Source organism: Maribacter algarum (ex Zhang et al. 2020) (assembly GCF_005885635.1).
In the GTDB taxonomy this organism is placed as follows: Bacteria; Bacteroidota; Bacteroidia; order Flavobacteriales; family Flavobacteriaceae; genus Maribacter_C; species Maribacter_C algarum.
In genome coordinates this window covers 1787764-1810593 of the sequence record NZ_VATY01000001.1, presented here as the reverse complement: position 1 = coordinate 1810593, position 22830 = coordinate 1787764, and the positions used below count along the sequence as shown (strand labels likewise).

Here is a 22830-nt window from a genome sequence, read left to right as displayed (position 1 = left end):
TGAATTGCTATATAACGAAAGTAAAAAATAAAATAGAATTATGAACGCAGAAACTATTCCATTCGTTCCCTACAAAGTAAAAGACATATCCCTTGCGGATTGGGGCCGAAAAGAAATCAATTTGGCTGAAGCCGAAATGCCTGGATTAATGGCATTACGCGAAGAGTATGGAGCTGAACAACCACTCAAAGGAGCAAGAATTGCCGGATGTCTTCACATGACCATTCAGACAGCTGTGTTGATCGAGACCTTGGTTGCCTTAGGCGCTGATGTAACATGGAGTTCATGTAATATTTTCTCTACACAAGACCATGCAGCAGCAGCAATTGCTGCGGCAGGAATACCAGTTTACGCTTGGAAGGGCATGAACGAAGAGGAATTTGATTGGTGCATTGAACAAACTTTATTTTTCGGAGAAAATCGGGAACCCTTAAATATGATTTTGGATGATGGAGGCGATTTGACCAATATGGTTTTAGATAGATATCCTGCACTTACCAATGCTATTAAAGGGCTTTCAGAAGAAACTACAACTGGCGTTCACCGTTTATACGAGCGTGTGAAAAATGGAACTCTTCCGATGCCAGCCATCAATGTGAATGATTCGGTTACGAAATCAAAATTCGATAACAAATATGGTTGTCGCGAAAGTGCGGTGGATGCAATCCGCAGAGCTACAGATACTATGTTAGCTGGGAAAAAAGTTGTCGTTGCAGGTTATGGTGATGTTGGTAAAGGTACTGCTGCCTCTTTTAAAGGGGCTGGTGCAATCGTAACAGTTACTGAAATCGACCCTATATGTGCTTTACAAGCTTGTATGGATGGTTTTGAAGTTAAAAGATTAGAAAATGTTGTCGGAAATGCTGACGTGGTTATCACTACTACAGGTAACAAAGACATCATTCAAGGCGAGCACTTTAAGGCAATGCGTGATAAAGTAATCGTGTGTAATATCGGTCACTTTGACAATGAAATCGATATGGCTTGGTTGAATGACAACTACGGAAGTACCAAAGATGAAATAAAACCTCAGGTTGATAAATATACAATAGACGGTAAGGATATCATCGTATTAGCAGAAGGTCGTTTGGTCAACTTAGGTTGTGCTACCGGGCACCCTAGTTTTGTAATGAGTAATTCATTTACGAACCAGACCCTAGCGCAAATCGAACTTTGGAAAAATAGTGACAACTACAAAAATGAGGTATATATGCTACCTAAGCATTTGGATGAGAAAGTAGCCAAATTGCACTTATCTCGCTTAGGAGCTGAGCTTACTGAGTTACGTAAAGATCAAGCCGATTATATCGGAGTTACTGTAGAAGGGCCATTTAAGCCAGAGTACTACAGGTACTAATCGGTATTTAAAATGAAATACAAGGACCTCTTCCATTTTTGGAAGGGGTCTTTTCAATTTAAGGGTTTAGCAGGACAAGTACTTTTTGTACTTAAATCGTTAAAGTCTTGTTATTTTGTTTAAGATATTTAACAAAAGTCTAAACATTTTGTATTTTTATAATCTGACTGGATTTAAACCGTATATAGCATCCTTAAATACTACTATGTTTACACTATTCAAAAAGAAATCAGAAAAAGAAATTCTTCAAAAGAAGTATGAGAAACTGATGAAAGAGGCACATAGTTTATCGACGACAAATCGTAAACTAAGTGATACCAAAGTCTTTGAAGCTGAAGAAGTATTAAAACAAATGGATAAAATCACATGATTTTCCATATTTTTTAGCTTTATTTAGGGCGTATTTAAAATTTTTAGAAAACTAGTATATGGATTTAATGGAACGTGTTGCTGAATTCGAAGCAAGAAAAATGTCTGGAATTACAACGAGCGACAGAGTAACCTATTCAAGAGAAGTGAAAGCCTTAATCTTAGAAATTAATGAAATTTATAAGGAAACTAAGGAGGTCGAATTGATGGATATCATGAAAAGGCTTACGGTTAAAAAGAAAAAGATTGAGAAACGTTTGAAAGGAAATCCTATTAATTAGAAGGTTTCCTCAAAACGTTGTAATTAAAATTTGAAGATGAAGTTTTTAGAAAAATTAAAATTTACCCCATCTTCAAATACACAAAAAACTGAAAGTCTCACTAATAGGTCTTCTATTTATTCTATTGTTATCAATGGATTAGATGGAAGACCTATTGATTTATCCAATTTTAAGGGAAAGTATATTTTATTTGTTAATGTCGCCTCAAAATGCGGCTTCACCCCCCAATACAAAGACCTTCAACAACTTCAAAATCAATTTGAAGACCAATTAGTGGTTATTGGTTCTCCATGCAATCAATTTGCAGGTCAGGAGCCAGGTCAAGCAGAAAATATTCAATCGTTTTGTGAACGAAATTTTGGTGTTACTTTTCCACTTACAGAAAAATTGAAGGTCAAAGGTTCTGAAAAACATCCATTGTACTCTTGGTTAACTAAGAAGGAATACAATGGAAAAAAGAATAGTTCCGTCAAATGGAATTTTCAAAAGTACCTCGTTAATCCCGAAGGGGAATTGGTCGACTTTTTCTATTCGACAACCAAACCCAACAGTTCAAAAATTACAAAACATATCAACTAAAGTTCGAAGGCGATGAACAAGAAGAAGAAACCTGACAACGTTGTCTTTGATGAGGAAACTCAGCAATATACTGCCTCCTTAAAACCGTATGCCACCGATGTTGGCGCTCCGGCTATTACCACCACAGACACGGTTGCCTGGAAAAATCGAAATATTCATGCGGTCAATAAGCAAATTAGCGCGAAATACCTCGAACTGAAAGCAGAATACGACGCCATGATGGACCAGTTTGAATACAACAATTTGGTCTACAGTGCCAAATTCAATTTCGAACCTGTAATCGGCTATACCTACCATTTGTATCGCAATAAAAATGAAGAGGCTTTCTTATCTGTAATTGCCCCTCATGAATGCAATTTTGACTACTTAGGAACTTTCAAATTGAATGCGGATAAAATGTGGGAACAACTAAAAGATTAACATGGCGCACGATTTCACAGAAAGAGAGTTGGATAGAATTATCGAAATGGCTTGGGAAGACAGAACAGCCTTTGAAGCCATTGAATATCAATTCGGATTGCCTGAAAAAGAAGTCATCAAAGTGATGCGAACAAATTTGAAACGCAGTAGTTTCAATCGCTGGCGAAAACGTGTGAATAGTGGTGTAAGCCAAAAGCATTTGAAAAAACGGAATCCTGAAATTGACCGTTTTAAATGCTCGCGTCAACGACAAATAACAGGTAATAAAATAAGTAAGCGGTGATATGGCTTTGTTTGAAAATGAAGTGCCGCTATTCCCAACAGATTACAAGGAGATAATACAACGTATCCATAACATTGACCCTGTAAAATATGGTAGCTCACGAAATTTTATAGATGGGGCTGTAACCTATCTTTCTCCTTATATTTCCCGTGGAGTCATCTCAACAAAACAAGTTTTAGAAAGTGTTTTAGAGCGTGGTTATCGGCCTGCTCAATTCGAAAAATTTATTCAAGAATTAGCCTGGCGCGACTATTGGCAACAAGTATGGATTGCCAAGGGGGACGCTATCAATTCGGACTTAAAAAATACGCAAACCCCAGTTTCCAATCATGAGATACCTGCCGCCATTGTAAGCATCAAAACGGGCATAGAAGCGATTGACAAAGCAATTCAAGAGTTTTACCAAACCGGTTATTTCCACAATCATGTTCGAATGTATATTGCAGCAATCACCACCAATATGGGGCAAAGTCATTGGAAGTATCCCGCGCAATGGATGTACTACCATCTTCTTGATGGTGATTGGGCCAGCAATGCCTTAAGTTGGCAATGGGTGGCAGGAGCCAACAGCAATAAGAAATACCTTGCTAATCAAGACTACATTAATAAATACTGTCATACGCAACAAAAAAACACCTTCTTAGATGTGGATTATTCGGCGTTTTCAAAGATGGAAATTCCTGAAATTCTAAGTGAGACTACTTTTGAAAAATTTACCACTCCCCTACCATCGAAATCGGCAGTTCGTGTAAACCCACAATGTTCGACTTTCATATATAATTTTTACAATTTAGACCCTAACTGGAAACAAGAAACCGAAGCCAATCGTATTCTCCTGTTAGAACCCAGTATTTTTGAGCAGTATCCAATTTCAAAAAAAAGTGTCGATTTCATGCTTGACTTGTCTCAAAACATCGAAGGCATTCAAGTTTATGTGGGCGAATTTGACGAATTGGTTCGGGAATACGATTTGGATGAAATCTGTTATAAAGAACATCCTTTGAATACAAATTACAAGGGTATTGAAGAAAGCCGAGATTGGATGTTCGACGTACAAGGCTACTTTTCTTCTTTCTTCGGATTTTGGAAAAAATGTAAAAAACAATTGAAATACTAGCTATGCATTATACGAAAAAGGACATTGAACAAATGAACCGCATTCAAAAAATTAAATTCATCAATTCGGTTTCAGGAATCAAACCCGCTAACTTAATAGGTACTATTTCAAATTCAGGGCAATCGAATCTTGCTATTTTCAGTTCGGTTTTTCATTTGGGAAGTAATCCTGCCTTGCTCGGTTTCATCACTAGACCCGCAGGTGAAGTGCCTAGACATACCTATGAAAACATACTTGATAATAAACAGTATACTATAAATCATGTAAGCGCGTCCTTCACGGAAAAGGCCCATTACACCTCAGCCAAAATTGATAGAACCGTATCTGAATTTGAAACCTGTGGTTTGACAGAAGAATTTGTTGAAGACTTCAAAGCTCCATTTGTGAAAGAAAGTATACTTAAAATGGGAATGGAATTCAAACAAGCCATAGATATTGAACTCAACGGAACGATTCTGGTTATTGGTGAAATTCAACATTTGATTATTCCTGATGCGGCTATTGGTGAGGATGAAGACATTGATTTGGCAAATATTGATGGCGTCGGAATTTCCGGATTGAATACCTATTATTCCTTAGAAAAAATTGGGCGGTATCCTTATGCTAGAGCGAGTGAAATTCCTGATTTTAAGAAATGAAAAAACAACATATTCCTGAAAAAATGTGTCCGGTTTGCGAACGTCCATTTTCCTGGCGAAAGAAGTGGGAGAAAAACTGGCATGAAGTAAAGTACTGTAGCGAAAAATGTAGACGAAATAAGTAAACTAGACTATCGAGCAAATGAAAGCCGTAAACCTCATATTCCCACATCAATTATTTGAAGTAAATCCGCTTTTCGAAAATGGACATGCTTTTTATCTCATTGAAGAATTTCTCTTTTTCATGCAGTATCCTTTCCACAAACAAAAGATTGCTTTTCATAGAGCGACAATGCAGTTTTATTTGGATTTCCTAAGGAAAAAAGGTCATCAGGTCAACTATGTAGAAGCAACGGATGAGACATCCGACATTCGAAAATTAATTCCTGTTTTGACAAAAGAAGGTATTCAAGAAATCCATTACCTCGACCCTGCAGATTATTGGTTAGAAAAGAGAATTGCTGAAGGATGTGCATCCGAGGGAATACGATATAATGTTCACGATTCACCGATGTATCTCAATTCCAAAGAAGATTTAAAAAATTTCTTTAGGGAAGACAAAAAGAAATTTTATCAAACCAAATTCTACACGGGCCAACGAAAAGCTCGGAATATATTACTAGATGAAAACGGAAAACCGAAGGGTGGCAAATGGACATACGATACGGAGAATCGAAAAAAATATCCAGCGAAGAAAGTCCCGCCATCTGTTCAATATCCTGATAATGATTCCTACTTTGAGGAAGCGAAATCGTATGTTGAAGCCAATTTTGAAAATCATTACGGTGAACTAACGGAGCAATTACTGTATCCGAACACTTTTGAAAAAACACAGACTTGGTTTACCAACTTCCTAGAAACACGATTTTCAGAATTCGGTGTGTATGAAGATGCTATTGTCGCTGAGAATTCCATATTAAACCATAGTGTTTTGACGCCGATGTTGAATGTGGGACTTATCACACCTCAAGAAATTGTAGATAAGAGTTTGGCCCATGCCGAACAAAATGATATTCCCATAAATTCCACAGAAGGTTTTATTCGTCAAATTATCGGGTGGCGCGAGTTTATTCGAGGAGTTTATGTGGCCAAGGGGAGTTATGAGCGTACGAAACATTTCTGGAAATTTCACAAGAAGATTCCGAAGTCATTCTATGATGGTACGACGGGCATACCCCCTATTGACCTAACCATTAAGAAAGTTTCAAAAACTGGTTATTGTCATCATATTGAACGCTTGATGGTATTAGGGAATTTTATGGTGCTCTGTGAGTTCGACCCTGACGAAGTTTATCAATGGTTTATGGAACTTTTTATCGATGCTTATGATTGGGTGATGGTACCGAATGTATACGGTATGAGTCAGTTTGCCGATGGCGGATTGATGTCGACAAAGCCATATATCAGCAGCAGTAATTACTTGATGAAAATGAGCAATTACAAAAAAGGCAAATGGCAAGAAACTTGGGATGGGCTTTTCTGGCGATTTATGAATAAACATCGTGATTTCTTTTTATCGAATCCGAGATTGGGAATGTTGATTCGCACCTTCGATAAGATGAGTGAAGAAAAGAAACAAGCACATTTGAAAAATGGAGAGTTATTTTTAAACCAACTAGAAGGGAAATGATGTCACTAGGATTGTTTCGATTAGTTTTTGATTCTGGACTACTCATACTTATTTGGATGGTGCAATTAATCGTATATCCAAGTATTCAGTATTACACGAGCCAAAACCTTTTGAATTGGCATCAAAAATATACGGTAGCAATTTCATTTGTGGTTATTCCTTTAATGTTCGGGCAGTTAATAACGGCATCATTGCAGCTGATTAGTGAACGAAATCTATTTACTTTGGGAAGTCTTATATTGATAGGTCTAGTTTGGGCAAGTACTTTTATTCAGTTTGTACCCATGCACAGTGCTATTGCCTCAGGAAATACATCCCCTAAATTATTACAAAAATTGGTCTCTAAAAACTGGATTCGAACTATTCTATGGACACTTATTTTCGTGTGGACGGTAATCAAATCCCTTTAAAATCTCGTATCTTACATAGGCTTATGAAAAAGAATATAACACCCCACTGAAAAATGAAAATTATACTAACCGGAGCAACAGGAACCCTAGGTTCGCGAATACTATTTTCCATATTTGAACAGAAATTTGAAAAGCTGGAAAAAGTCTACTTACTCGTTCGCCCCAAAGCAGCGAATTCACCTCAGCAGCGAATTCAAAATATGTTGGCAAGTGAAAGCATTCCGGAGTTTATTCATAAGAATAGCAGTTCAATTTTGGACAAAATAGAAGTGATTGATGCTAAGAAAATGCTTGAGCCGACTTCTTATTTACAAGGTGAAAACATTGACTACTTTATTCATTCGGCTGGCTATGTGAATCTGTCTACAAATCCTTCGGCTAAAAAAGAAGTATTTCAAGAGAACTTTGACTTTACCAAAGACATTTTCAACTCCTACAGCGACCGTATTGACAAATTTGTGTATATCAGCACTGCATTTTCTTTTGGAGACGTGGGTGGAGTTCTAAAAAACAACTATACCGAGAATCATACTGGAAATTATCGAAATTATTACGAAGCATCGAAACACGCTTCTGAAGAATTCTTATTAGAGCAAGGCAAGGTAAAAAACATTCCCGTTCAAATATTACGCCCAAGTGTTTTAGGAGGAAATATTGAAGAAGCTCCCAATTTCTTTATCTCGAAATACATGGTCTTCTACCTTTTTGCTAAGTTTTTCAATAACAATACTTCGGATGAAAGCATACGTATTTCCACAAATACATTTACCGGGCTCAACATTATCCCCACGGATTATGCTGCCAATGTCATTGTAAAAGTACTGGAAACCGACATTGAACAATTGAATATTGTGCATGCGGAAGAAACCAATATGATGAAAGGAATTTCGAAAGTTTTGGATGCCGTAGGATTTTCAAATTTTAGCTTTACGGATGAGCAAATTACCGCAGCAACCGGATTCGCTTCAAAATTAGAAGAATTCTATTATGAGACCATCGGAGTGCATCTTCACCCCTACCTGAATTCAAAACCTAGCGAGTGGGATACAAAACTTTTAGAAAGTATTTTACCCATGCCCAGCTATAATTTGGAAGACTATCTTTTACAAACCGTCTCCTTTGCCAAAGCAGCGAATTTTCGAAATCAGAAGTGGTAAGCCATGGATAAAAAGTCATATCAAATTCATATTGTTGGGGCAGGATTAAGTGGTTTAATTGCCGCACGTGTTCTTGAGGAAAAAGGATATCACCCAACCCTAATAGAAGCATCAGACCGTGTTGGGGGAAGAGTAAAAACAGACCTTGTCGACGGATATCAATTGGACCACGGTTTTCAAGTTTTATTGACGGATTATCCTTTAGCTAAAAAGTATCTAGATTATAAGGCTCTAGAACTCCAAGAATATTATTCAGGCGCTGTTCTTTTTCAAGGAGGAAAACAAAAGACCATTGCCGACCCGCTGCGTAATCCTTCTTTACTTTTCAAAACACTAATGGCCAATGTGGGAAGCTTTTCTGATAAGTTAAAAGTCTTAAAACTGAACAATTCGCTAAAAAAGAAATCACTTACCAACATCTTTGACACCAGAGAAACATCAACATTGCAGTACTTGCAGGCGTTAGGTTTCAGTGAAAATATGATTCAAAGATTTTTCAGACCTTTCTTTAGCGGTATTTTTCTAGAACCAAATCTTGACACCTCTAGCCGCATGTTCGAGTTCGTTTATAAAATGTTCGGTTCAGGTACTGCTGCCCTTCCAAAATCGGGTATTGAAGCCATACCCAAGCAACTTAAGGCTAGCTTGAAAAATACCTCCTTTCATTTCAAAACAGCTGTTTCAGAAATTCATGATAATAAAATTGTTTTATCCAATGGAGAAGAAATTCCAAGTCATTTTACAATTGTCGCAACCGACCCAGGTCAAATGATTTCCAACTTAAAAAATCAAAGGATTCCCTGGAAGAAATGTGTAACACTATATTATGAAGTAGCAGAACGTAATATTGATAAGCCTCTAATCGGACTAGTATCTGATTCGAATACCTTAGTAAATAATATTTTTTATCATACTAGTGTATCGACAACAGAGAAAGCAAAAAAAGAACTTCTTTCCGTAACCGTTGTCAAGAATACAAAGATGAGTGACGAACTGTTACAAGTACGGGTAAAGGAAGAACTTCAAAGGTATTGTGATATTAGAGATGCTCAATTTTTAAAGCAGTATACCATCAACAGAGCTTTACCTAATCTCACCAATATTCAATACGATTTGGCTCCTTCGGAAACCAAAATAAAAGACCGAATATTTCTTGCAGGAGACCATATGTTGAATGGCTCCTTAAACGCAGCCATGTTATCTGGTGAGCGTGCCGCTCAAGGACTTATAGAAGTTTTGGAAGAAAGTCCGAATCTTGCCAGTTTTACTTCGGAATATCGATAATCTAATTTCTTAAAAACCTGAAACCAGAAGATTTCTAGCGCCGCGAATTCCACATTTTTGATATTCGTTGTAGGCTTGGGCTGCTCTTTCACATACCTCGGCGTCACTTTCACCTAGTATCCAACCGTCAATGGCCCACTTAAGGGTGTATGCCTCAGGAGACATAAGACCAGTTGACCAAACTAAAGTGTTAGCCCCGGTTTTTTTTAAATACGGCTTAAAGTAGTTTTTACTAATACAGGCTAATATAATGGCATCTCGCTTTTCAGCGTTTTGTGGTTCAAAATTTTCATCTAAACTAAATTCCATTAGTCCGTCATGACCCATGTAGGTTAACAAATCTGCGCCGCCACCAAAGCATAATTCTTGATTTTCATACTTCAACTTTTGCTCATCTGAACCACTTGACGCATTTAAAAAATCTATGGTTGTTTGCTTGATGTATTTACCATCATAGGCATCGGCCAGCAGATAGGTGTTTGTAGTTTTATGCTTGAATAGAACTCGCTCTAATATTTGGGTATTTTCTGTTTTCAAAACTTTTAGAAATGTCCAGTCCTTACTCTTTTTGAAATGCGTTTTTAGACCGTAAAGTGCACCCCAATACAAATTGGTTTTAGGGTTCTGCCCATCCCCCAAAGTTCTTGGAACTGGAACAATTCCTTGATTTACATTATCGCAAAGCGCTACAAATACATGAATTGTTCTCGACTCTTCAACCTTCTGGGCGTTCGTGACCGATAGGAAAAGTAAAAAGCAAATGATTAAGCATCTCATACTAATTATAACGGGTTTACAAACTAAATCGTTTATCTTCTCAAAACTTTACCTGCGCCCTGACAGACATCGCATTTATCTTTTTCGCCTTTAGTAGCTCTCCAATAGCCTTTGCCATCGCACTTTTGGCATTTTTTGTATTCAGAGGTATTAGAGACCATTCGAATAAGGAAAATAGCCAAACCTATTATTAGAAGAAGCATTAATATTCTAAATATCATAGTAATAATAATTTGAATTGAAATGGTATAGTCTTACCTACTAAACTATCCTTTATTTTAACTTTAGGTTTTAATACCTCTAGATTAGTCATTCCAAAACGTTCGAATTAATAAGGATTTCACTTTTATGATAAAAATTTGAATTTTCTTCAAATCTATTTTTGGACCAAAAAGTCTTCAATTTCATAAATCTTTCGGCTGGGTCGATTTTCAAGTTCCAGCAAACCTTCTTCAAATCGATAGGACAAAAGTACACAGGTTTTGAATCACTTTCGATCAAACTGTTGCTTCCATTCATTATGCACCTATAGTCAATACAATGCTTAACGCCGAATATATGCCCCAATTCATGGGAAGCAATCTTAAACGTTCTAGAAACAAACATCTTGTAAGCTAAATCACTATTATCAGGATTCCCGAACCTAGCCATCGAATAAACTCCCGAGCGGTTAACAAGATTGCCTAGTCCCAAAACAAAATTTTTCTTGGCTTCATTATATAAATCAATCTTTGTGAATGCAATATAAGCGGCGGCATCATTGGGTATATTTGACGCAAGTAAATTGTTTAGAATGTATTTTGCGCTTGTTTGTCGATTACCTTGATGAATTCTAAAAGAGGTTTTAGGAATCAGTGCTATGGATATTGAATCCAATATTTCAACTGGGAGTTCATAAAAGTTCTCTAAATATTCTGAAGTCGATTTCAGTACTTTTTTCTCAGTGTATGAGAAGTTGCCAATAGGTCTTATATAAATCTTATTCCTGTTCTTGGTTTTCCCGTTAGGATTACTGTTAGAATATTGCTCAAAAGTTTGACCCGGTTCTTTCACAATACTCAGCCACTCTCCAGGCAATGCCTTTTTTAGAGGTTGATGAAGAGATTCGATTTCATTGTCACTACCATACTTCGTTAATCCGGGAACTACTTTTGGCGATAAATAAGCAATTAAGAACCCTATCGACGTAACGATTATGAGTTTTAGGATGATTAATTTCCTTTTCATTTACCTATTTTCTTATAACATAATTGAATTATCCTTATTTATAGTTTATTTTCTAGGCTTCTTAAAATACGTCCCACTATGATTAAACCAAGGGCCAAACTACCAAATAAGATGGCAAATGAAATCCAGTTAGAAATTAAACTGTCCAAACCATATCCAAAGCATAAACCCAATAATGTAAGCAGGCCAAATGCCAACATTACTACTAAAAGAGAATAACAATATTTTACAAATTTTATCATCTTTTATTTGAGTCTTGTGATTAGTTATTTACTGTTTTTTCAACGACAACAATCGGTTCCTCAACATTTTCACCCACAACCGAAATATTATTATATATCCATTTATCATTATTCCAATCCGCAAAAACTCTCATTCTACCTTTCCCCTTGGAACCCTTGACATGAACGTAAATATCAATTGTCATATCATTATTTGAATAGTTCACGATTCCTCGCATCATATCCAATCCACTTACCGGTTCTAAGCTACCGAAAAGCCCTACTACATCTTCATTTGCTTGGGCTTTCAATATGGCGGTTCTCATTAGATTTGGGTCCAGATAAGCTTTTGCAACATCGGATATTCTACCTACAATTGGTGAAGATGCAATCGAAATAACAAAGACGAAAAGTACGCCAACTAGAGGAACAAACCATTTCCTATTCCGCTTCCACCAACTTTTATGCACAATTAATTCGTCCACTTTTAATATTACAATATCTATCCTTTCTTTAAACTTTATAAAACCCACTTTTTTCTAATGGATGTGATTGTATTGATGATTAACACCAATAATCCAACCATGGACAATGAAAAGTGCAGGTACAAATCATGCAAATGATTCTGAACTACAAATAATAAAACTAGTAACAGAATTAATTGAATGCTAGATAAGATTAAGTTAGTCGAAATCTTGAAAATTGCAAGCAAACTATAAATCAACATTAACGCCACCCAAAAAATTATTGGTATCAAAAAAAGTAAATTAGTTATATCCCATATCCAATTTACCGTTTTGTTGATACCCCAGGTGGGAGTTAGTTCAACAGTAAAAAGTCCATAGGTAATAAGAATTAAAACAATGATGATGATTAATCTATCTTCGATCCATTTTCTCATCCTTTTTAAACTTTTGAAATAATTGTCCGAATGTATTTTATAAAACAAGATGTTTGACACATGTCAATTTTTCTTCAACCTTTCCTTAAAGGATACATTTTCTGCCAGGATTTTTTTCTGTGAATAACCTCTAATTAAGAATGAAATACCAGTTATTAAGATCATTGCACCGAATAAAATTGACAAAAATAGTAGAACAATAATTCCAGCTACAGCGAGAAAAGCACCATAATTTATATTTTTTGATGGCTTCAAAGAACCTTTTTGGCTTCTGGAAGGTCCAGCTGCATCAAGGCTAAGATTCAATTTTCTTTCAGCTTCTTTCTCGTCAATGACAAAATATTCACACTCATTTTCAAATTCGGGTTTTTGATTTGTTAAACTACATACAAGTCCGGTTTTAAAATCAATTTTTCGGTTTGCGCATATTTTACAAAAAACTAGTCTTTCATCAAGTGTCATTTTTTAATTTAGATTTTCATTTAGCGGTTAATATTGTCATTCGCCACTTGGAGACCAACCACAATAATTTATTTAAAACAAAATATTATTCATTATTTGAACTTTATTCTGGTATGGGTTCTTAATTCAACTCTGGATTCATTCAACTTTTTTATCTCCAATATATTTTACAGCAAGAGAATCTGTTTTTTCAAAATAACCGTTTTGGTCAATTTTAATAAATGACCAAGTTGTGTCAACCTCCGTATTGTTATTGCTTTCAATTAAATCTTCATCATAATCAGACGTTGTAGTCGTTTCAATTATTGCTTCGCTTGTCCAACTCCCATACTGCTTCCCTACCCAACCACCATCACCTCCTTCGTATCCAATGACACCTATGTTTATTGTGTTGTTATTTTCTTTTCCAATTGTTACTGCGTAAAGAGTTCTGCAACAAGTTTCGTTATCATGTACGAAAGTATAGAGGTTAAAATTCTCGAACACTTTAAATTCAAGAAATACATATTCATCGGGATAATCATCTGTTAGGTGTTCTGGATAACCAATTTCAATTTTATAAGGAGAAAGATGTTCGCTGATAAACTTTTTTGGCAATTTTTCCAACAGGGCAACATTGATTTTTTCTATATCGATTGTTTTTGATAATGGAGAAGTTTTCGATCTTATATAATTACTATCAAACTCTACTGAATCCAAAATCGAGTTATTCTTCAAGTTTGACCCTGCTATAATGCCTTCAGTAGCTTTCGTCACCAACTCCTTAATTTCAGATAGAGTCCTTATTTGGTCATCAGAATCTAAATTTTGAGCATTGTTAATCCCCGCAAAGAACTCATTAATTTCAACCTTGAAATCGGTTCCAGCAAAGTAGAATTCATAGGCCATAAAATCAATAAACCGCATTTTTTCTTCAAATTCGAAATCTGTGTACCTTTCAATAAAGTAATTAGGGTAAGACCTCAGAAAAGTGACAATATATTGTCCAATCACCTCAGATAGAGCTCCATCTGATTTCTTGACTATCACTCGGAAAACTTCAAAATAGAAGTTCAAATCTTTCTTATTTTCTTGGAATAGTTGATCTAGACATTCGAAAGTCTCATTGTTATCTGAGGGGCTAACTTTGTTTTCAAGAATCAACTGAGCATATTTTTGTATTGCAGTAGTATTTAATTTGGGCTTTTCAACCTGTGCTTCTTCATTACCTTTAGGTAATTCATTCTCATCTGAAACTTGGATTGAATCCCTCTCGTATTTTGTTTTTTTAGTACCTCTCGAATTGCAAGAAACCAAACTTAAAATCAAGACTAAATAAACTATTCTTTTCATTTCAACTACTCTTATCTAGTTCGATTTGTTTAACAATTCTTTATTCGAACTTTCCCTATTTAGTATTTTAGGTATCCTAAGATTCAATAAATAATTCTAATTCGATTCGACCATTTTCTTTTTCCTTAACAACAATAGAGCTGAGGTCAAGGTCATCAATATCATGGCCCCAAATACCATACTTTCCATCCGTTTTATTCCGGTTTATTAAGCCTTGTCGTTCGCTAATAGGAACAGTTTTGGTTTGAGCAGAATCTTCCTCTTCCTGATAAATTCGGTGATATACCTTGCTAATGATTTCAACTAACTCCTTTCTTGTAAAGCCAGAAGCATTTGCAGATTTGATTTCAATCAGAACGGGTTTTTCCAATGGATAGTCTATAACTAAACTCGCTTTAGCTGTTTTTAGTACGATATCATTTTTTCCTATTAAATTTTTAATTTCTAATTCAGGCTTTTTAATCGAAATCCAAGGGATTATTCCATCTTCAAAAATCTCTAAGTCTTCTTTCTCAACGGCCTTAACTTGAAAGGTGATTTCACTGCTAACTTTATTCGTAACATCAGCTTCTGAACCAGATGTCTTTTGGGAAGTATTGGTCTTGCAACTACTGAAAAGAAAAGTTACGATGATTGCAATTAGTTGGGTTTTCATTTAATTTTTATCCTTGGGTTATTTTAAACTTGATTTTTAAAACTACTAATTACAACAGACTTAAATGACATGCTTAAACAAAAAACCCCTCTCCATATCTGGAGAGGGGTTTTTCAATATGATAAAGAAAGAATTTCTTAAGCTTCAAAAGGCTCAATAGAAACAAAGGACTTTCCGCCAGCTTTCTTTGTAAATTGTACAATTCCGTCAACCTTAGCATGTAATGTATGGTCTTTACCAGCATATACGTTCTCACCAGGGTTGTGCTTGGTACCACGTTGTCTTACGATGATATTACCTGCAATCGCAGCCTGACCACCAAAAATCTTAACTCCTAATCGTTTCGATTCTGACTCTCTACCGTTTTTCGAACTACCTACACCTTTTTTGTGTGCCATGATATATTGTTTACACCCTGAACCTTTTTCAGGGTCTGGTTATTAATTCTAAAATTACGCTTTTCCGCCGTCTAATTCGTCTTGCCATTTCTTCAACTCATCCCATTTGCCATCAGCAGCTAGTTTCGCTTGTGCTGGCCATGTGTCTGTAACGTGGTTTCCACGGACATCTGCAATGATTTCAGAAATTTTAGCTGGTTTTGCTTTTGCTAAGTCAGCGAAAGTTGCAATACCTGCTTCTACTAAAGTTGAAGCGATTTTTGGGCCAATACCTTCAATCTTTTTCAAATCGTCGGCTTTTGCCTTTTTAGGAGCTGCTGCCTTTTTTGGCTCAGCTGCTTTTGCCTTTGGGGCTGCTTTAGCTTTAGTTTCTGCCTTTGGCGCTGCTTCTTTTTTAGGAGCGGCTTTCTTTGGGGCTTCTGCTTTGGCTTTTTTAGCACCTTTAGCAACGATGCTTTCGATTACGATTTCAGTCAACGACTGGCGGTGTCCGTTTTTCTTACGGTACCCTTTACGCCTTTTCTTATGAAAGACGATTACTTTGTCACCTCTTAGGTGCTTAATGACTTTGGCCTCAACAGCGGCTCCGTCTATAGCCGGGGCGCCAATAGTTATGTTCTTTCCGTCGTCTAAAAGAAGTACATTGTTAAAAGTTACCTTTTTACCTTCTTCTGTTTGCAAACGGTGAACATATACTTTTTGGTCTTTTGCAACTTTAAATTGCTGCCCTGCCATCTCTACAATTGCGTACATAGCGTGTATATGATTTAAATTTACTCGATAATCGAGATTAATCGCTCAAATTTTCTTTAAGCGGATGCAAATATACATGTAAATAGGTAATCTGCAAGAGATTTAGCTAGAATTTAAGCTGTTTTTTTAGCTAGGTTGTTCGAAGTCTTAAAAAGCTGCATAAATGACAGCGTAAGTACTAAGGTTGTTGCAAAACCCATAATGGCTACCGTAAAGAAAACAATGGCCTCAAAGGACTGATATTGCTGAAACCATGTGGTCGATAAGTTGGCCAAAAATTCAGCATTCAATTCTGTCGCATATAAGGTGAAGAACATAGTGAAAATTAGCGTGGCGGTTCCACCTGTTACCATCCCGGCAATAAAGCCCTCTCCGTAATTAAAATCATGTTCTATTCGTTCACGAAACATCTTTATGGCAAAGAAAATGCCAACTCCGGTAATTACCGCATTGAACAGACTAAAGAAGACATTAGTATGTAGCCCGAATAGAGAGAGCATCAAAAAATAAATAATAAGGCAACCACTTGTGGCTATCCCAAAACGAATAGGTAAAGCGTAAAGTCCCATAGCAATTGATTTTCAGATTCTCCTTAAGTTACAAAATATTCGAATTGAACTGAATGAAAACGGCTACTTTAACACAAAAAAATCCTGATGGTTTCGCATCAGGATTTGGATTGTTTTTTGTTCAGTCGGTCTATCCGATTTTTCGTATCCTGGCTTCCCCAATTACAATTCCTTTGTCAACATCAGCATCACCTTTATAATTGATTTTGGTTTCTCCATAACAAGTTACCTTCAAACGGTCTGAAACATTGACCCTGAAATTACTTTCTCCGTAAGCCGTTATTTTTGTGGATGTGTTTTCCATATCCAAGGTGTTTACTTCACTTTCTCCATAAGCACGATACACTTGTCGACCGACATCGCCTCCCTGAATCTCTAAATAGCTTTCTCCATAAATAGAAACTGTTAATTCTTCTGTAGTAATTGAATTAAAATACACTTTTGATTCACCATAGATGGTAAGTTTAAGTTCTTGCTGTTCAATGGGACTTTCACATTTCACGATTTCCTCACCTCGGATAGAAAGTGCTCTTAAATTTTTATAGGTGATTGTAGCTCTTGCCATTGTACCTTGATAAATGTCACGCTTTCCTTTCCACTTATCGGTACTAACCCGTTCTTGCTTGGTAACGGTTTTCGCTCCATCCAAATACAGTCGCAGCGTTTTTCCTTCTACTTTGATATTGATTTTATCTTCGGAAACTTTCGCGTTTTCAATCTTTACAGATTCCTCGTTACCTTCTACCAAAACAACTTCGATATGCGGACTTACGATTACTTTGTCAAAAGATTTTACATTGGTTATTTCTTGCGCACTACTGCTTTTAGGAAGTAATAAAAATGCGCATAATACTATTGTCAATAAAATTGATTTTTTCATGATTGTTCGTTTTTTAGTTACTTCAATGAGTATATTAAAAGAGAATTGTTACAGTTAATTGGTCACTTTCTTCTTTTTATTCACTAGCCAAACTCCAAAAAGAATAATAGCACCGCCTAAAAGTTGGTAAATATTAATACGCTCTCCATCCCAAACTCCCCATAAAACAGCAACTAATGGAATCGTATAGGTAACCGATGCTGCAAAAACCGCACTCGATATATGAATCAACTTATTAAAAAGAATGTTTGCCCATGCAGTACCTAAAATAGCGAGTGCCAACAAGTACCAAATGGTATCGTGCATTTGTACATTGTTTGTAATCTCCCCAAAAAAGCCCGAATAGCTTACCAGAAATATGGCAGGCACAAAGGCAACTGCAAAACTAGCCGTGGTAATTGACAATGGACCTAAGTGTGCTAGATGCCTCTTTATGATATTGATGTTAAAAGCGTAGCCAAGGGCTGATAACAAAATGAAAATAGCATACCAATAATTTTGGTCTGGTGTGAATTCCATTCCCGCTAATATCAAGGCAACCGTGCCAAAAAGTCCAATGAAAACTCCTAATACTTGTCGTTTAGAAATAATTGCTCCAAAAAGGGCGATTCCAACTAGAGTTGTCATTAAGGGTACTATGGAATTGAAAATAGAGGTAATTCCACTATCTAATTGTGTTTGGGCCAATGCAAACAAAAAAGGTGGAAAAAAGGAACTCGTAAATCCTGCGATTATTAACCATTTCCAATCCGCTGATTTAATTTGAGACATACTCCGAAAACCAAACGCGAATAAGGTTAATGAAGCAAACACAATCCTCAAACCTCCAAGTTGAAGAGGAGTAAAACCTATAAGCGCCTTTTTAATCAGTATGAAGGAAGACCCCCAAATAAAGGAAAGCAATACGAGATAAAACCACTTTTTTTGATAGTCACTCAAGGGATGAAAAATTTTAGCAAAAATGGTACTTTTTTATGACTATTCTCATTTCACTTTGCACTCCAGGTTGTAAATTTGTTTCAAATCAAATTTTCTATAACATGAGAATAAAAACTAGTTGGCTATTACTTTTTATGGCTTTTTCAAGTGCTATTTTAGCAGCGCAACATAGGGAAGAAAGCATTAAAATATCAGTAACCATCGAAGGAATGGCTTGTCAAGAGGGTTGTGCTGATACCATTGCTGAAAATCTAAGAAAGGTAGAAGGCATTAATACTGCTGAAGTGAGTTATAAAAACGGAGAAGCTTTAATTGAATATGATAACCGTTTGATTTCAATTGACGGTTTGAAAAAGATAATTACAGATACCAAAGTAAAAAACTATGTGTACATAGTAAAAGAAGTACGCGCCATTACTAATGAAATTGAAGAATGAAAAAATATATCCTAATTCTAGCAACCATAGTTTTTGCAGTTTCCATATCATGTAAGGAAGAAAAAAAGGAATCTCCTGAATCAAAGCAAATGGAACAGGTTATGGCCGTGCATGATGAAGTAATGCCTAAAATGGGCAAAATAGGAAGCTTGGTAACCCAATTGAGAAAGAAAATTGATTCTGACCAGGGAGGAATTGAAGAAAAAAAGGCCATGGAAGCGTTACAAGACGCCAATAAAAGCATGATGGATTGGATGCAAGGATTTAACAAACGTTTTGATTATGAAGAAATTGCGAATGGCAAAGAACTGACCGAAGAGAAAAAACAGTGGCTGAATGAAGAGGAGGAAAAAGTAAAGATTGTGGCTGAGAAGATGAATTCAAGTATTGCCAACGCCGAGGCGCTACTTGTGGAATAAAAGTTAAAATTCTTCCCACCAGCGTTCATTTGAAATTTGGTCCGCTTCCAAATAAATATATTCCCCAATTTTCGGAGTTGTAGTTGCAATTCCCAATGCTGTAGCTTTTTTAGAAACTCTTTCCACAGGTTCTGTCCAAGGATGCATCGCTAGTTTGAAAGCACCCCAATGGATTGGCATTATCTTATTTGCTTTCACATCCAAACCCGCTTGTGCGGTTTCCTCAGGCATCATGTGAATTTCACTCCAAAGTTCATTGTACTGTCCACATTCTAGCATTGCAAAATCGAAAGGCCCGAGTTTTTTGCCTATTTCCTTGAAATGGGAGCCGTATCCGCTGTCACCGCTAAAGAAAATGTTCTCGGTCGAAGATTGAATTGCCCAAGAGCTCCATAGGGTTTTCCCCCGGTCGGTAAATCCCCTTCCTGAAAAGTGTTGTGCTGGAGTACATGTAAAGCGCAATCCATGAAATTGAGTTTCCTCCCACCAATCCATTTCAACTATTTGCGCTTCGGCGACACCCCATTCTGAAAGATGAACGCCAACACCTAGTGGTGTATAAAACATATCCACTTTTCCTTTCAATAATTGAATAGAACCATAATCAAGATGGTCGTAATGGTCATGAGAAAATAGGACGGCATCTATTTTTGGTAACTTCTTGATTTCAATAGGCAGGCTTCCACTAAATCGTTTCACCCCAAGCAGTGGATGTGGAGCAGGAACCGCCCCGAACATTGGGTCTATCAATATATTTTTACCTTCCATTTGCAGCAGAAAAGAAGAATGTCCGAACCAAACCAACCGACTTGCCCCTTGATAATCTGCTACGCTTATTGAATCAATTTTTTCAACAGCTATTCTTTTTTCAGGCTTTGAATTGGGTTGAGCACCTAGGGATTGACCAATAATCTTCATCATCTTACCAAAACCCATGCTCATTTTTATGTCTCCTTTATTGATAAAAACACCATCCTTGTAGTTCTTGGATTGGGCATATCGCAACTTTTGTTCTTTTGTTATAGTGCCACCAAACTCAGGACTTATATTTACAAATAGGGCAACAAAAATGACTAGAATCAATAACAATCCACCAAGGAGTAATCCCATTTTCTTGAGTACTTTTTTAAATTTTCGCATGTATTGAGGAATCTCAAAGGGCAATTATAAGGTAATCGAAGAGAAATTGAAAGTTATTTCGAATTGTCTTAAAAAGGAAGTTTACTCAAGTCGACATTCCCACCCGAAATAATAATACCTACTTTTTGGTTTTTGAAGTTTTCTTTGTCAGTTAAAAGAGCTGCCAAGGTCACTGCACTAGAGGGTTCTACGATGATTTTCATTCGTTCCCAAATGAGTTGCATGGCGGAGACAATTTCTTCTTCGGTTACTCGAATGATTCCGCTAACATGTTCTTTTATGATAGGGAAATTGTTACTCCCCAAAGTAGTTTTGAGTCCGTCAGCTAGAGTGTTAGTGCTTTCGTTTCCCTCAATTTTTCCACTTTGTAATGAGCGGTAGGCATCGTCGGCTTCAAAGGGTTCTCCGCCAAATACTTTGCAATCATTCCCAAAATAATGAGCCGCCAATGCTGAGCCTGCGATTAACCCCCCACCCCCAACAGGGCAAAATATTGCATTTAAATCAGGATAATCTTCAAGTAGCTCCATTGCCGCTGTACCTTGACCTATGATAACATCAATATCATTTGATGGGTGTAATAAGGTTGCGCCTGTATCTTGTGCAATTTTATTCGCATTGTATTCACGAGCATCTAATGTAGGTTCACATTCATAGATTATTCCCTCGTATTCTTTTACTCCCGTTTTCTTTACTTCAGGAGCTGAAGTGGGCATCACAATATGTGCAGTAACTCCCAAACTTTTTGCGCCTAAGGAAACTGCCTGTGCAAAATTGCCAGAGGAATGTGTAACAACCCCGTTACCCCTTTGTTCATCGCTTAGCTGCAAGATGGCATTGGTAGCACCTCGCATTTTGTAAGCACCTCCTCTTTGAAAATTCTCACATTTGAAGAATACCTCAGCGCCTGCAATCTTATTGATCAATTTAGAAGACAATACAGTCGTTCTATGGATAAAGGGTTTTATTCTTCTATGACAATCTAGTAGTTCTTGTTTTTGTATCATACGGACTACAAAATACAAGATTAATTTTTCTAAATGCTTAGTGCAAACTCCTTTTTAAAGAGTAAAAGTTACTTCCCATGAATTTTTAGCTTGATATAATCTGACAATTCATTTGAATTATGACCATCGGCCTGAGCACTCTTGATATATCGAGCTGTTAATCCATGAATTTTAGCCTTCTTGTAGCTATTTGGATTTACATCACTGATGCCAGTATCTTGTAAGGATTTAATATATTTTGGGCTTATGTCATGAACGGCAAAATTCTTTAACATTCTTGGTTCTAAATTTGCAAACCCCACTCTAGATAAGTCTTGAATATAATCAAGTGTAATATCATGAACGGCGAAGTTTTTAATCATGTTGGGGTCTAAATTACTATAGCCGGCACGAGTGAGGCCGTTAATATAATCAATACTTACATCGTGAATTGCAAATTTCTTGAGCATATTGGCATCGATATTACCATAACCAGCTTTCTCCAAGTCTTTGATATAATCTATTGATATGTCATGAATTGCAAATTTCAAGAGCATGTCCAATTCTAAACCTTTGTAATTCGTATTGGCAATCGAATTTATATACTCTATCTCCACATCATGGATTCCAAGTCTGCCAAGTTGCTTCAACGTTGGTTTGTACCCATGTCTTTTCAATCCAAGAACATATTCTTTTGAGACATCACCCAAAAACAATTTAAAATATTTGTAACGGTCATCATTGTTAGTGCTAATCCCCTCTTTATTTAAGAAAGCTTCAAACTCGCGATTTTTTGCAAAAGTGAAATCCCCATTTCCTTTATCATTCGGGAATGCGCCTTGAAATTTTATGCTGCCTGAAGGTTTATTCAACTCAAAACCTTCAGCTGTATTCAAGGTAAATTCCTCAACCGGAATACATAGACTAATCATAAAAGAAGGATTGCTCCTATTCTTAGAATCCATCAATTGGATGCAGACTTTTTCCTCCTCGATGGTACCAAACCAAATTCCCTTATCGATTTCGGCTCTATGATTAAATGAAGAAAATGAAATAGTATGTTCTTCTTTTTCTTCTTTTTGCCCAAAAGAGGCTTGGCACACAAATAAAAATGCAAATAAAAGACTAGCGTAAAGATTGATTGTAGTTTTCATGATATCGTTTTTTGATGTATACCATGGTAAACTCCGCTTTTTGAAAATGGTTACG

General features: G+C 36.5%; 30 protein-coding genes. 15 read left to right on the top strand and 15 right to left on the bottom strand.

The window, feature by feature from the left end; translation table 11 throughout:
- Nucleotides 1–40 precede the first annotated feature (40 nt).
- From ahcY to FEE95_RS07770, 13 genes are all read left to right on the top strand, one after another.
- The gene (gene ahcY, locus FEE95_RS07830; protein ID WP_138657318.1) at nucleotides 41–1357 is read left to right on the top strand and encodes an adenosylhomocysteinase; all 1317 of its coding nucleotides are present in this window, start codon (nucleotides 41–43) and stop codon (nucleotides 1355–1357) included.
- Between the two features lie 205 nt (nucleotides 1358–1562).
- Nucleotides 1563–1727: a Lacal_2735 family protein gene (locus FEE95_RS07825; protein ID WP_138657317.1), complete on the top strand. Its 165-nt coding sequence runs from the start codon at nucleotides 1563–1565 to the stop codon at nucleotides 1725–1727.
- 58 nt (nucleotides 1728–1785) lie between these two features.
- Nucleotides 1786–2007 carry a hypothetical protein gene (locus FEE95_RS07820; RefSeq protein WP_138657316.1) on the top strand — a complete coding sequence of 74 codons (222 nt, stop codon included), beginning with the start codon at nucleotides 1786–1788 and terminating at the stop codon, nucleotides 2005–2007.
- Nucleotides 2008–2043: 36 nt separating this feature from the next.
- Nucleotides 2044–2586 (top strand): glutathione peroxidase, encoded by a 543-nt coding sequence (locus FEE95_RS07815; RefSeq protein ID WP_138657315.1) that lies wholly within the window; start codon nucleotides 2044–2046, stop codon nucleotides 2584–2586.
- Nucleotides 2587–2598: 12 nt separating this feature from the next.
- Nucleotides 2599–3006: a DUF2452 domain-containing protein gene (locus tag FEE95_RS07810; protein ID WP_138657314.1), complete on the top strand. Its 408-nt coding sequence runs from the start codon at nucleotides 2599–2601 to the stop codon at nucleotides 3004–3006.
- Nucleotide 3007: 1 nt separating this feature from the next.
- Nucleotides 3008–3289: a TIGR03643 family protein gene (locus tag FEE95_RS07805; protein ID WP_138657313.1), complete on the top strand. Its 282-nt coding sequence runs from the start codon at nucleotides 3008–3010 to the stop codon at nucleotides 3287–3289.
- A 1-nt stretch (nucleotide 3290) separates the two neighbouring features.
- The gene (locus tag FEE95_RS07800; RefSeq protein WP_138657312.1) at nucleotides 3291–4406 is read left to right on the top strand and encodes an FAD-binding domain-containing protein; all 1116 of its coding nucleotides are present in this window, start codon (nucleotides 3291–3293) and stop codon (nucleotides 4404–4406) included.
- A gap of 2 nt (nucleotides 4407–4408) precedes the next feature.
- Nucleotides 4409–5044 carry a flavin reductase family protein gene (locus tag FEE95_RS07795; RefSeq protein WP_138657311.1) on the top strand — a complete coding sequence of 212 codons (636 nt, stop codon included), beginning with the start codon at nucleotides 4409–4411 and terminating at the stop codon, nucleotides 5042–5044.
- Complete coding sequence (locus tag FEE95_RS07790) at nucleotides 5041–5169, top strand: DUF2256 domain-containing protein (RefSeq protein ID WP_138657310.1); 129 nt, start codon at nucleotides 5041–5043, stop codon at nucleotides 5167–5169. The genes FEE95_RS07795 and FEE95_RS07790 overlap by 4 nt, the downstream gene beginning before the upstream one ends.
- A gap of 17 nt (nucleotides 5170–5186) precedes the next feature.
- The gene (locus FEE95_RS07785) at nucleotides 5187–6674 is read left to right on the top strand and encodes a cryptochrome/photolyase family protein (RefSeq protein WP_138657309.1); all 1488 of its coding nucleotides are present in this window, start codon (nucleotides 5187–5189) and stop codon (nucleotides 6672–6674) included.
- On the top strand, nucleotides 6671–7084 hold the full coding sequence (locus tag FEE95_RS07780; protein ID WP_238474517.1) for a hypothetical protein: 414 nt from the start codon (nucleotides 6671–6673) through the stop codon (nucleotides 7082–7084). The genes FEE95_RS07785 and FEE95_RS07780 overlap by 4 nt, the downstream gene beginning before the upstream one ends.
- A 53-nt stretch (nucleotides 7085–7137) precedes the next feature.
- A complete protein-coding gene (locus FEE95_RS07775) occupies nucleotides 7138–8241 on the top strand; it encodes an SDR family oxidoreductase (RefSeq protein ID WP_138657308.1) in 1104 nt (367 codons plus the stop codon).
- Between the two features lie 3 nt (nucleotides 8242–8244).
- Entirely contained in the window at nucleotides 8245–9525 is a 1281-nt protein-coding gene (locus FEE95_RS07770) for an NAD(P)/FAD-dependent oxidoreductase (protein ID WP_138657307.1), read from the top strand.
- Nucleotides 9526–9534: 9 nt separating this feature from the next.
- On the opposite strand, the gene FEE95_RS07765 is transcribed toward FEE95_RS07770, so the two are convergent.
- From FEE95_RS07765 to FEE95_RS07710, 12 genes are all read right to left on the bottom strand, one after another.
- A complete protein-coding gene (locus FEE95_RS07765; RefSeq protein ID WP_138657306.1) occupies nucleotides 9535–10302 on the bottom strand; it encodes a hypothetical protein in 768 nt (255 codons plus the stop codon).
- A gap of 32 nt (nucleotides 10303–10334) precedes the next feature.
- Nucleotides 10335–10523: a hypothetical protein gene (locus FEE95_RS07760; protein ID WP_138657305.1), complete on the bottom strand. Its 189-nt coding sequence runs from the start codon at nucleotides 10521–10523 to the stop codon at nucleotides 10335–10337.
- A gap of 88 nt (nucleotides 10524–10611) precedes the next feature.
- On the bottom strand, nucleotides 10612–11529 hold the full coding sequence (locus FEE95_RS07755) for an archaemetzincin (RefSeq protein ID WP_138657304.1): 918 nt from the start codon (nucleotides 11527–11529) through the stop codon (nucleotides 10612–10614).
- A gap of 262 nt (nucleotides 11530–11791) precedes the next feature.
- Entirely contained in the window at nucleotides 11792–12235 is a 444-nt protein-coding gene (locus FEE95_RS07750) for a cytochrome c oxidase assembly factor Coa1 family protein (protein WP_138657303.1), read from the bottom strand.
- 479 nt (nucleotides 12236–12714) lie between these two features.
- Entirely contained in the window at nucleotides 12715–13113 is a 399-nt protein-coding gene (locus FEE95_RS07745; protein WP_138657302.1) for a DUF308 domain-containing protein, read from the bottom strand.
- Nucleotides 13114–13251: 138 nt separating this feature from the next.
- Nucleotides 13252–14445, bottom strand: coding sequence for a hypothetical protein (locus FEE95_RS07740; protein WP_138657301.1), 1194 nt, complete (start codon nucleotides 14443–14445; stop codon nucleotides 13252–13254).
- Between the two features lie 76 nt (nucleotides 14446–14521).
- Complete coding sequence (locus FEE95_RS22115; RefSeq protein WP_171037000.1) at nucleotides 14522–15100, bottom strand: hypothetical protein; 579 nt, start codon at nucleotides 15098–15100, stop codon at nucleotides 14522–14524.
- Nucleotides 15101–15237: 137 nt separating this feature from the next.
- On the bottom strand, nucleotides 15238–15498 hold the full coding sequence (gene rpmA / locus FEE95_RS07730) for a 50S ribosomal protein L27 (protein WP_138657299.1): 261 nt from the start codon (nucleotides 15496–15498) through the stop codon (nucleotides 15238–15240).
- A 54-nt stretch (nucleotides 15499–15552) separates the two neighbouring features.
- Nucleotides 15553–16251, bottom strand: coding sequence for a 50S ribosomal protein L21 (gene rplU, locus FEE95_RS07725; RefSeq protein ID WP_138657298.1), 699 nt, complete (start codon nucleotides 16249–16251; stop codon nucleotides 15553–15555).
- A gap of 113 nt (nucleotides 16252–16364) precedes the next feature.
- Nucleotides 16365–16820, bottom strand: a complete 456-nt coding sequence (locus tag FEE95_RS07720; protein ID WP_138657297.1) for a DUF4199 domain-containing protein — start codon at nucleotides 16818–16820, stop codon at nucleotides 16365–16367.
- Between the two features lie 130 nt (nucleotides 16821–16950).
- Entirely contained in the window at nucleotides 16951–17700 is a 750-nt protein-coding gene (locus FEE95_RS07715; RefSeq protein ID WP_138657296.1) for a head GIN domain-containing protein, read from the bottom strand.
- A gap of 54 nt (nucleotides 17701–17754) precedes the next feature.
- Nucleotides 17755–18603 carry an EamA family transporter gene (locus tag FEE95_RS07710; protein WP_238474541.1) on the bottom strand — a complete coding sequence of 283 codons (849 nt, stop codon included), beginning with the start codon at nucleotides 18601–18603 and terminating at the stop codon, nucleotides 17755–17757.
- A gap of 137 nt (nucleotides 18604–18740) precedes the next feature.
- On the opposite strand from FEE95_RS07710, the gene FEE95_RS07705 reads away from it, so the two are divergent.
- Together FEE95_RS07705 and FEE95_RS07700 are read left to right on the top strand one after the other, a co-directional pair.
- Nucleotides 18741–19076: a heavy-metal-associated domain-containing protein gene (locus FEE95_RS07705; RefSeq protein ID WP_171036999.1), complete on the top strand. Its 336-nt coding sequence runs from the start codon at nucleotides 18741–18743 to the stop codon at nucleotides 19074–19076.
- Nucleotides 19073–19495 (top strand): hypothetical protein, encoded by a 423-nt coding sequence (locus FEE95_RS07700; protein ID WP_138657293.1) that lies wholly within the window; start codon nucleotides 19073–19075, stop codon nucleotides 19493–19495. Before FEE95_RS07705 ends, FEE95_RS07700 begins: the two co-directional genes overlap by 4 nt.
- Before the next feature lie 3 nt (nucleotides 19496–19498).
- On the opposite strand, the gene FEE95_RS07695 is transcribed toward FEE95_RS07700, so the two are convergent.
- From FEE95_RS07695 to FEE95_RS07685, 3 genes are all read right to left on the bottom strand, one after another.
- Nucleotides 19499–20635 carry an MBL fold metallo-hydrolase gene (locus tag FEE95_RS07695; protein WP_238474516.1) on the bottom strand — a complete coding sequence of 379 codons (1137 nt, stop codon included), beginning with the start codon at nucleotides 20633–20635 and terminating at the stop codon, nucleotides 19499–19501.
- A gap of 68 nt (nucleotides 20636–20703) precedes the next feature.
- Entirely contained in the window at nucleotides 20704–21642 is a 939-nt protein-coding gene (locus tag FEE95_RS07690) for a pyridoxal-phosphate dependent enzyme (protein WP_138657292.1), read from the bottom strand.
- Between the two features lie 68 nt (nucleotides 21643–21710).
- A complete protein-coding gene (locus tag FEE95_RS07685) occupies nucleotides 21711–22775 on the bottom strand; it encodes a hypothetical protein (protein WP_138657291.1) in 1065 nt (354 codons plus the stop codon).
- Between the last annotated feature and the right edge of the window lie 55 nt (nucleotides 22776–22830).

Bases quoted from the DNA above. Each gene is read 5' to 3' on its own strand.
- FEE95_RS07825 (WP_138657317.1), top strand. From the start codon at position 1,563: ATGTTTACACTATTCAAAAAGAAATCAGAAAAAGAAATTCTTCAAAAG.
- FEE95_RS07780 (WP_238474517.1), top strand. From the start codon at position 6,671: ATGATGTCACTAGGATTGTTTCGATTAGTTTTTGATTCTGGACTACTC.
- FEE95_RS22115 (WP_171037000.1), bottom strand. From the start codon at position 15,100: ATGAAAACCCAACTAATTGCAATCATCGTAACTTTTCTTTTCAGTAGT.
- FEE95_RS07815 (WP_138657315.1), top strand. From the start codon at position 2,044: ATGAAGTTTTTAGAAAAATTAAAATTTACCCCATCTTCAAATACACAA.
- FEE95_RS07790 (WP_138657310.1), top strand. From the start codon at position 5,041: ATGAAAAAACAACATATTCCTGAAAAAATGTGTCCGGTTTGCGAACGT.
- FEE95_RS07755 (WP_138657304.1), bottom strand. From the start codon at position 11,529: ATGAAAAGGAAATTAATCATCCTAAAACTCATAATCGTTACGTCGATA.
- FEE95_RS07810 (WP_138657314.1), top strand. From the start codon at position 2,599: ATGAACAAGAAGAAGAAACCTGACAACGTTGTCTTTGATGAGGAAACT.
- FEE95_RS07805 (WP_138657313.1), top strand. From the start codon at position 3,008: ATGGCGCACGATTTCACAGAAAGAGAGTTGGATAGAATTATCGAAATG.
- FEE95_RS07715 (WP_138657296.1), bottom strand. From the start codon at position 17,700: ATGAAAAAATCAATTTTATTGACAATAGTATTATGCGCATTTTTATTA.
- FEE95_RS07760 (WP_138657305.1), bottom strand. From the start codon at position 10,523: ATGATATTTAGAATATTAATGCTTCTTCTAATAATAGGTTTGGCTATT.
- FEE95_RS07740 (WP_138657301.1), bottom strand. From the start codon at position 14,445: ATGAAAAGAATAGTTTATTTAGTCTTGATTTTAAGTTTGGTTTCTTGC.
- FEE95_RS07820 (WP_138657316.1), top strand. From the start codon at position 1,786: ATGGATTTAATGGAACGTGTTGCTGAATTCGAAGCAAGAAAAATGTCT.
- FEE95_RS07720 (WP_138657297.1), bottom strand. From the start codon at position 16,820: ATGGGACTTTACGCTTTACCTATTCGTTTTGGGATAGCCACAAGTGGT.
- FEE95_RS07700 (WP_138657293.1), top strand. From the start codon at position 19,073: ATGAAAAAATATATCCTAATTCTAGCAACCATAGTTTTTGCAGTTTCC.
- rplU (WP_138657298.1), bottom strand. From the start codon at position 16,251: ATGTACGCAATTGTAGAGATGGCAGGGCAGCAATTTAAAGTTGCAAAA.
- FEE95_RS07785 (WP_138657309.1), top strand. From the start codon at position 5,187: ATGAAAGCCGTAAACCTCATATTCCCACATCAATTATTTGAAGTAAAT.
- FEE95_RS07705 (WP_171036999.1), top strand. From the start codon at position 18,741: ATGAGAATAAAAACTAGTTGGCTATTACTTTTTATGGCTTTTTCAAGT.
- FEE95_RS07775 (WP_138657308.1), top strand. From the start codon at position 7,138: ATGAAAATTATACTAACCGGAGCAACAGGAACCCTAGGTTCGCGAATA.
- FEE95_RS07770 (WP_138657307.1), top strand. From the start codon at position 8,245: ATGGATAAAAAGTCATATCAAATTCATATTGTTGGGGCAGGATTAAGT.
- FEE95_RS07685 (WP_138657291.1), bottom strand. From the start codon at position 22,775: ATGAAAACTACAATCAATCTTTACGCTAGTCTTTTATTTGCATTTTTA.
- FEE95_RS07690 (WP_138657292.1), bottom strand. From the start codon at position 21,642: ATGATACAAAAACAAGAACTACTAGATTGTCATAGAAGAATAAAACCC.
- FEE95_RS07795 (WP_138657311.1), top strand. From the start codon at position 4,409: ATGCATTATACGAAAAAGGACATTGAACAAATGAACCGCATTCAAAAA.
- FEE95_RS07695 (WP_238474516.1), bottom strand. From the start codon at position 20,635: ATGCGAAAATTTAAAAAAGTACTCAAGAAAATGGGATTACTCCTTGGT.
- rpmA (WP_138657299.1), bottom strand. From the start codon at position 15,498: ATGGCACACAAAAAAGGTGTAGGTAGTTCGAAAAACGGTAGAGAGTCA.
- FEE95_RS07765 (WP_138657306.1), bottom strand. From the start codon at position 10,302: ATGAGATGCTTAATCATTTGCTTTTTACTTTTCCTATCGGTCACGAAC.
- ahcY (WP_138657318.1), top strand. From the start codon at position 41: ATGAACGCAGAAACTATTCCATTCGTTCCCTACAAAGTAAAAGACATA.
- FEE95_RS07745 (WP_138657302.1), bottom strand. From the start codon at position 13,113: ATGACACTTGATGAAAGACTAGTTTTTTGTAAAATATGCGCAAACCGA.
- FEE95_RS07800 (WP_138657312.1), top strand. From the start codon at position 3,291: ATGGCTTTGTTTGAAAATGAAGTGCCGCTATTCCCAACAGATTACAAG.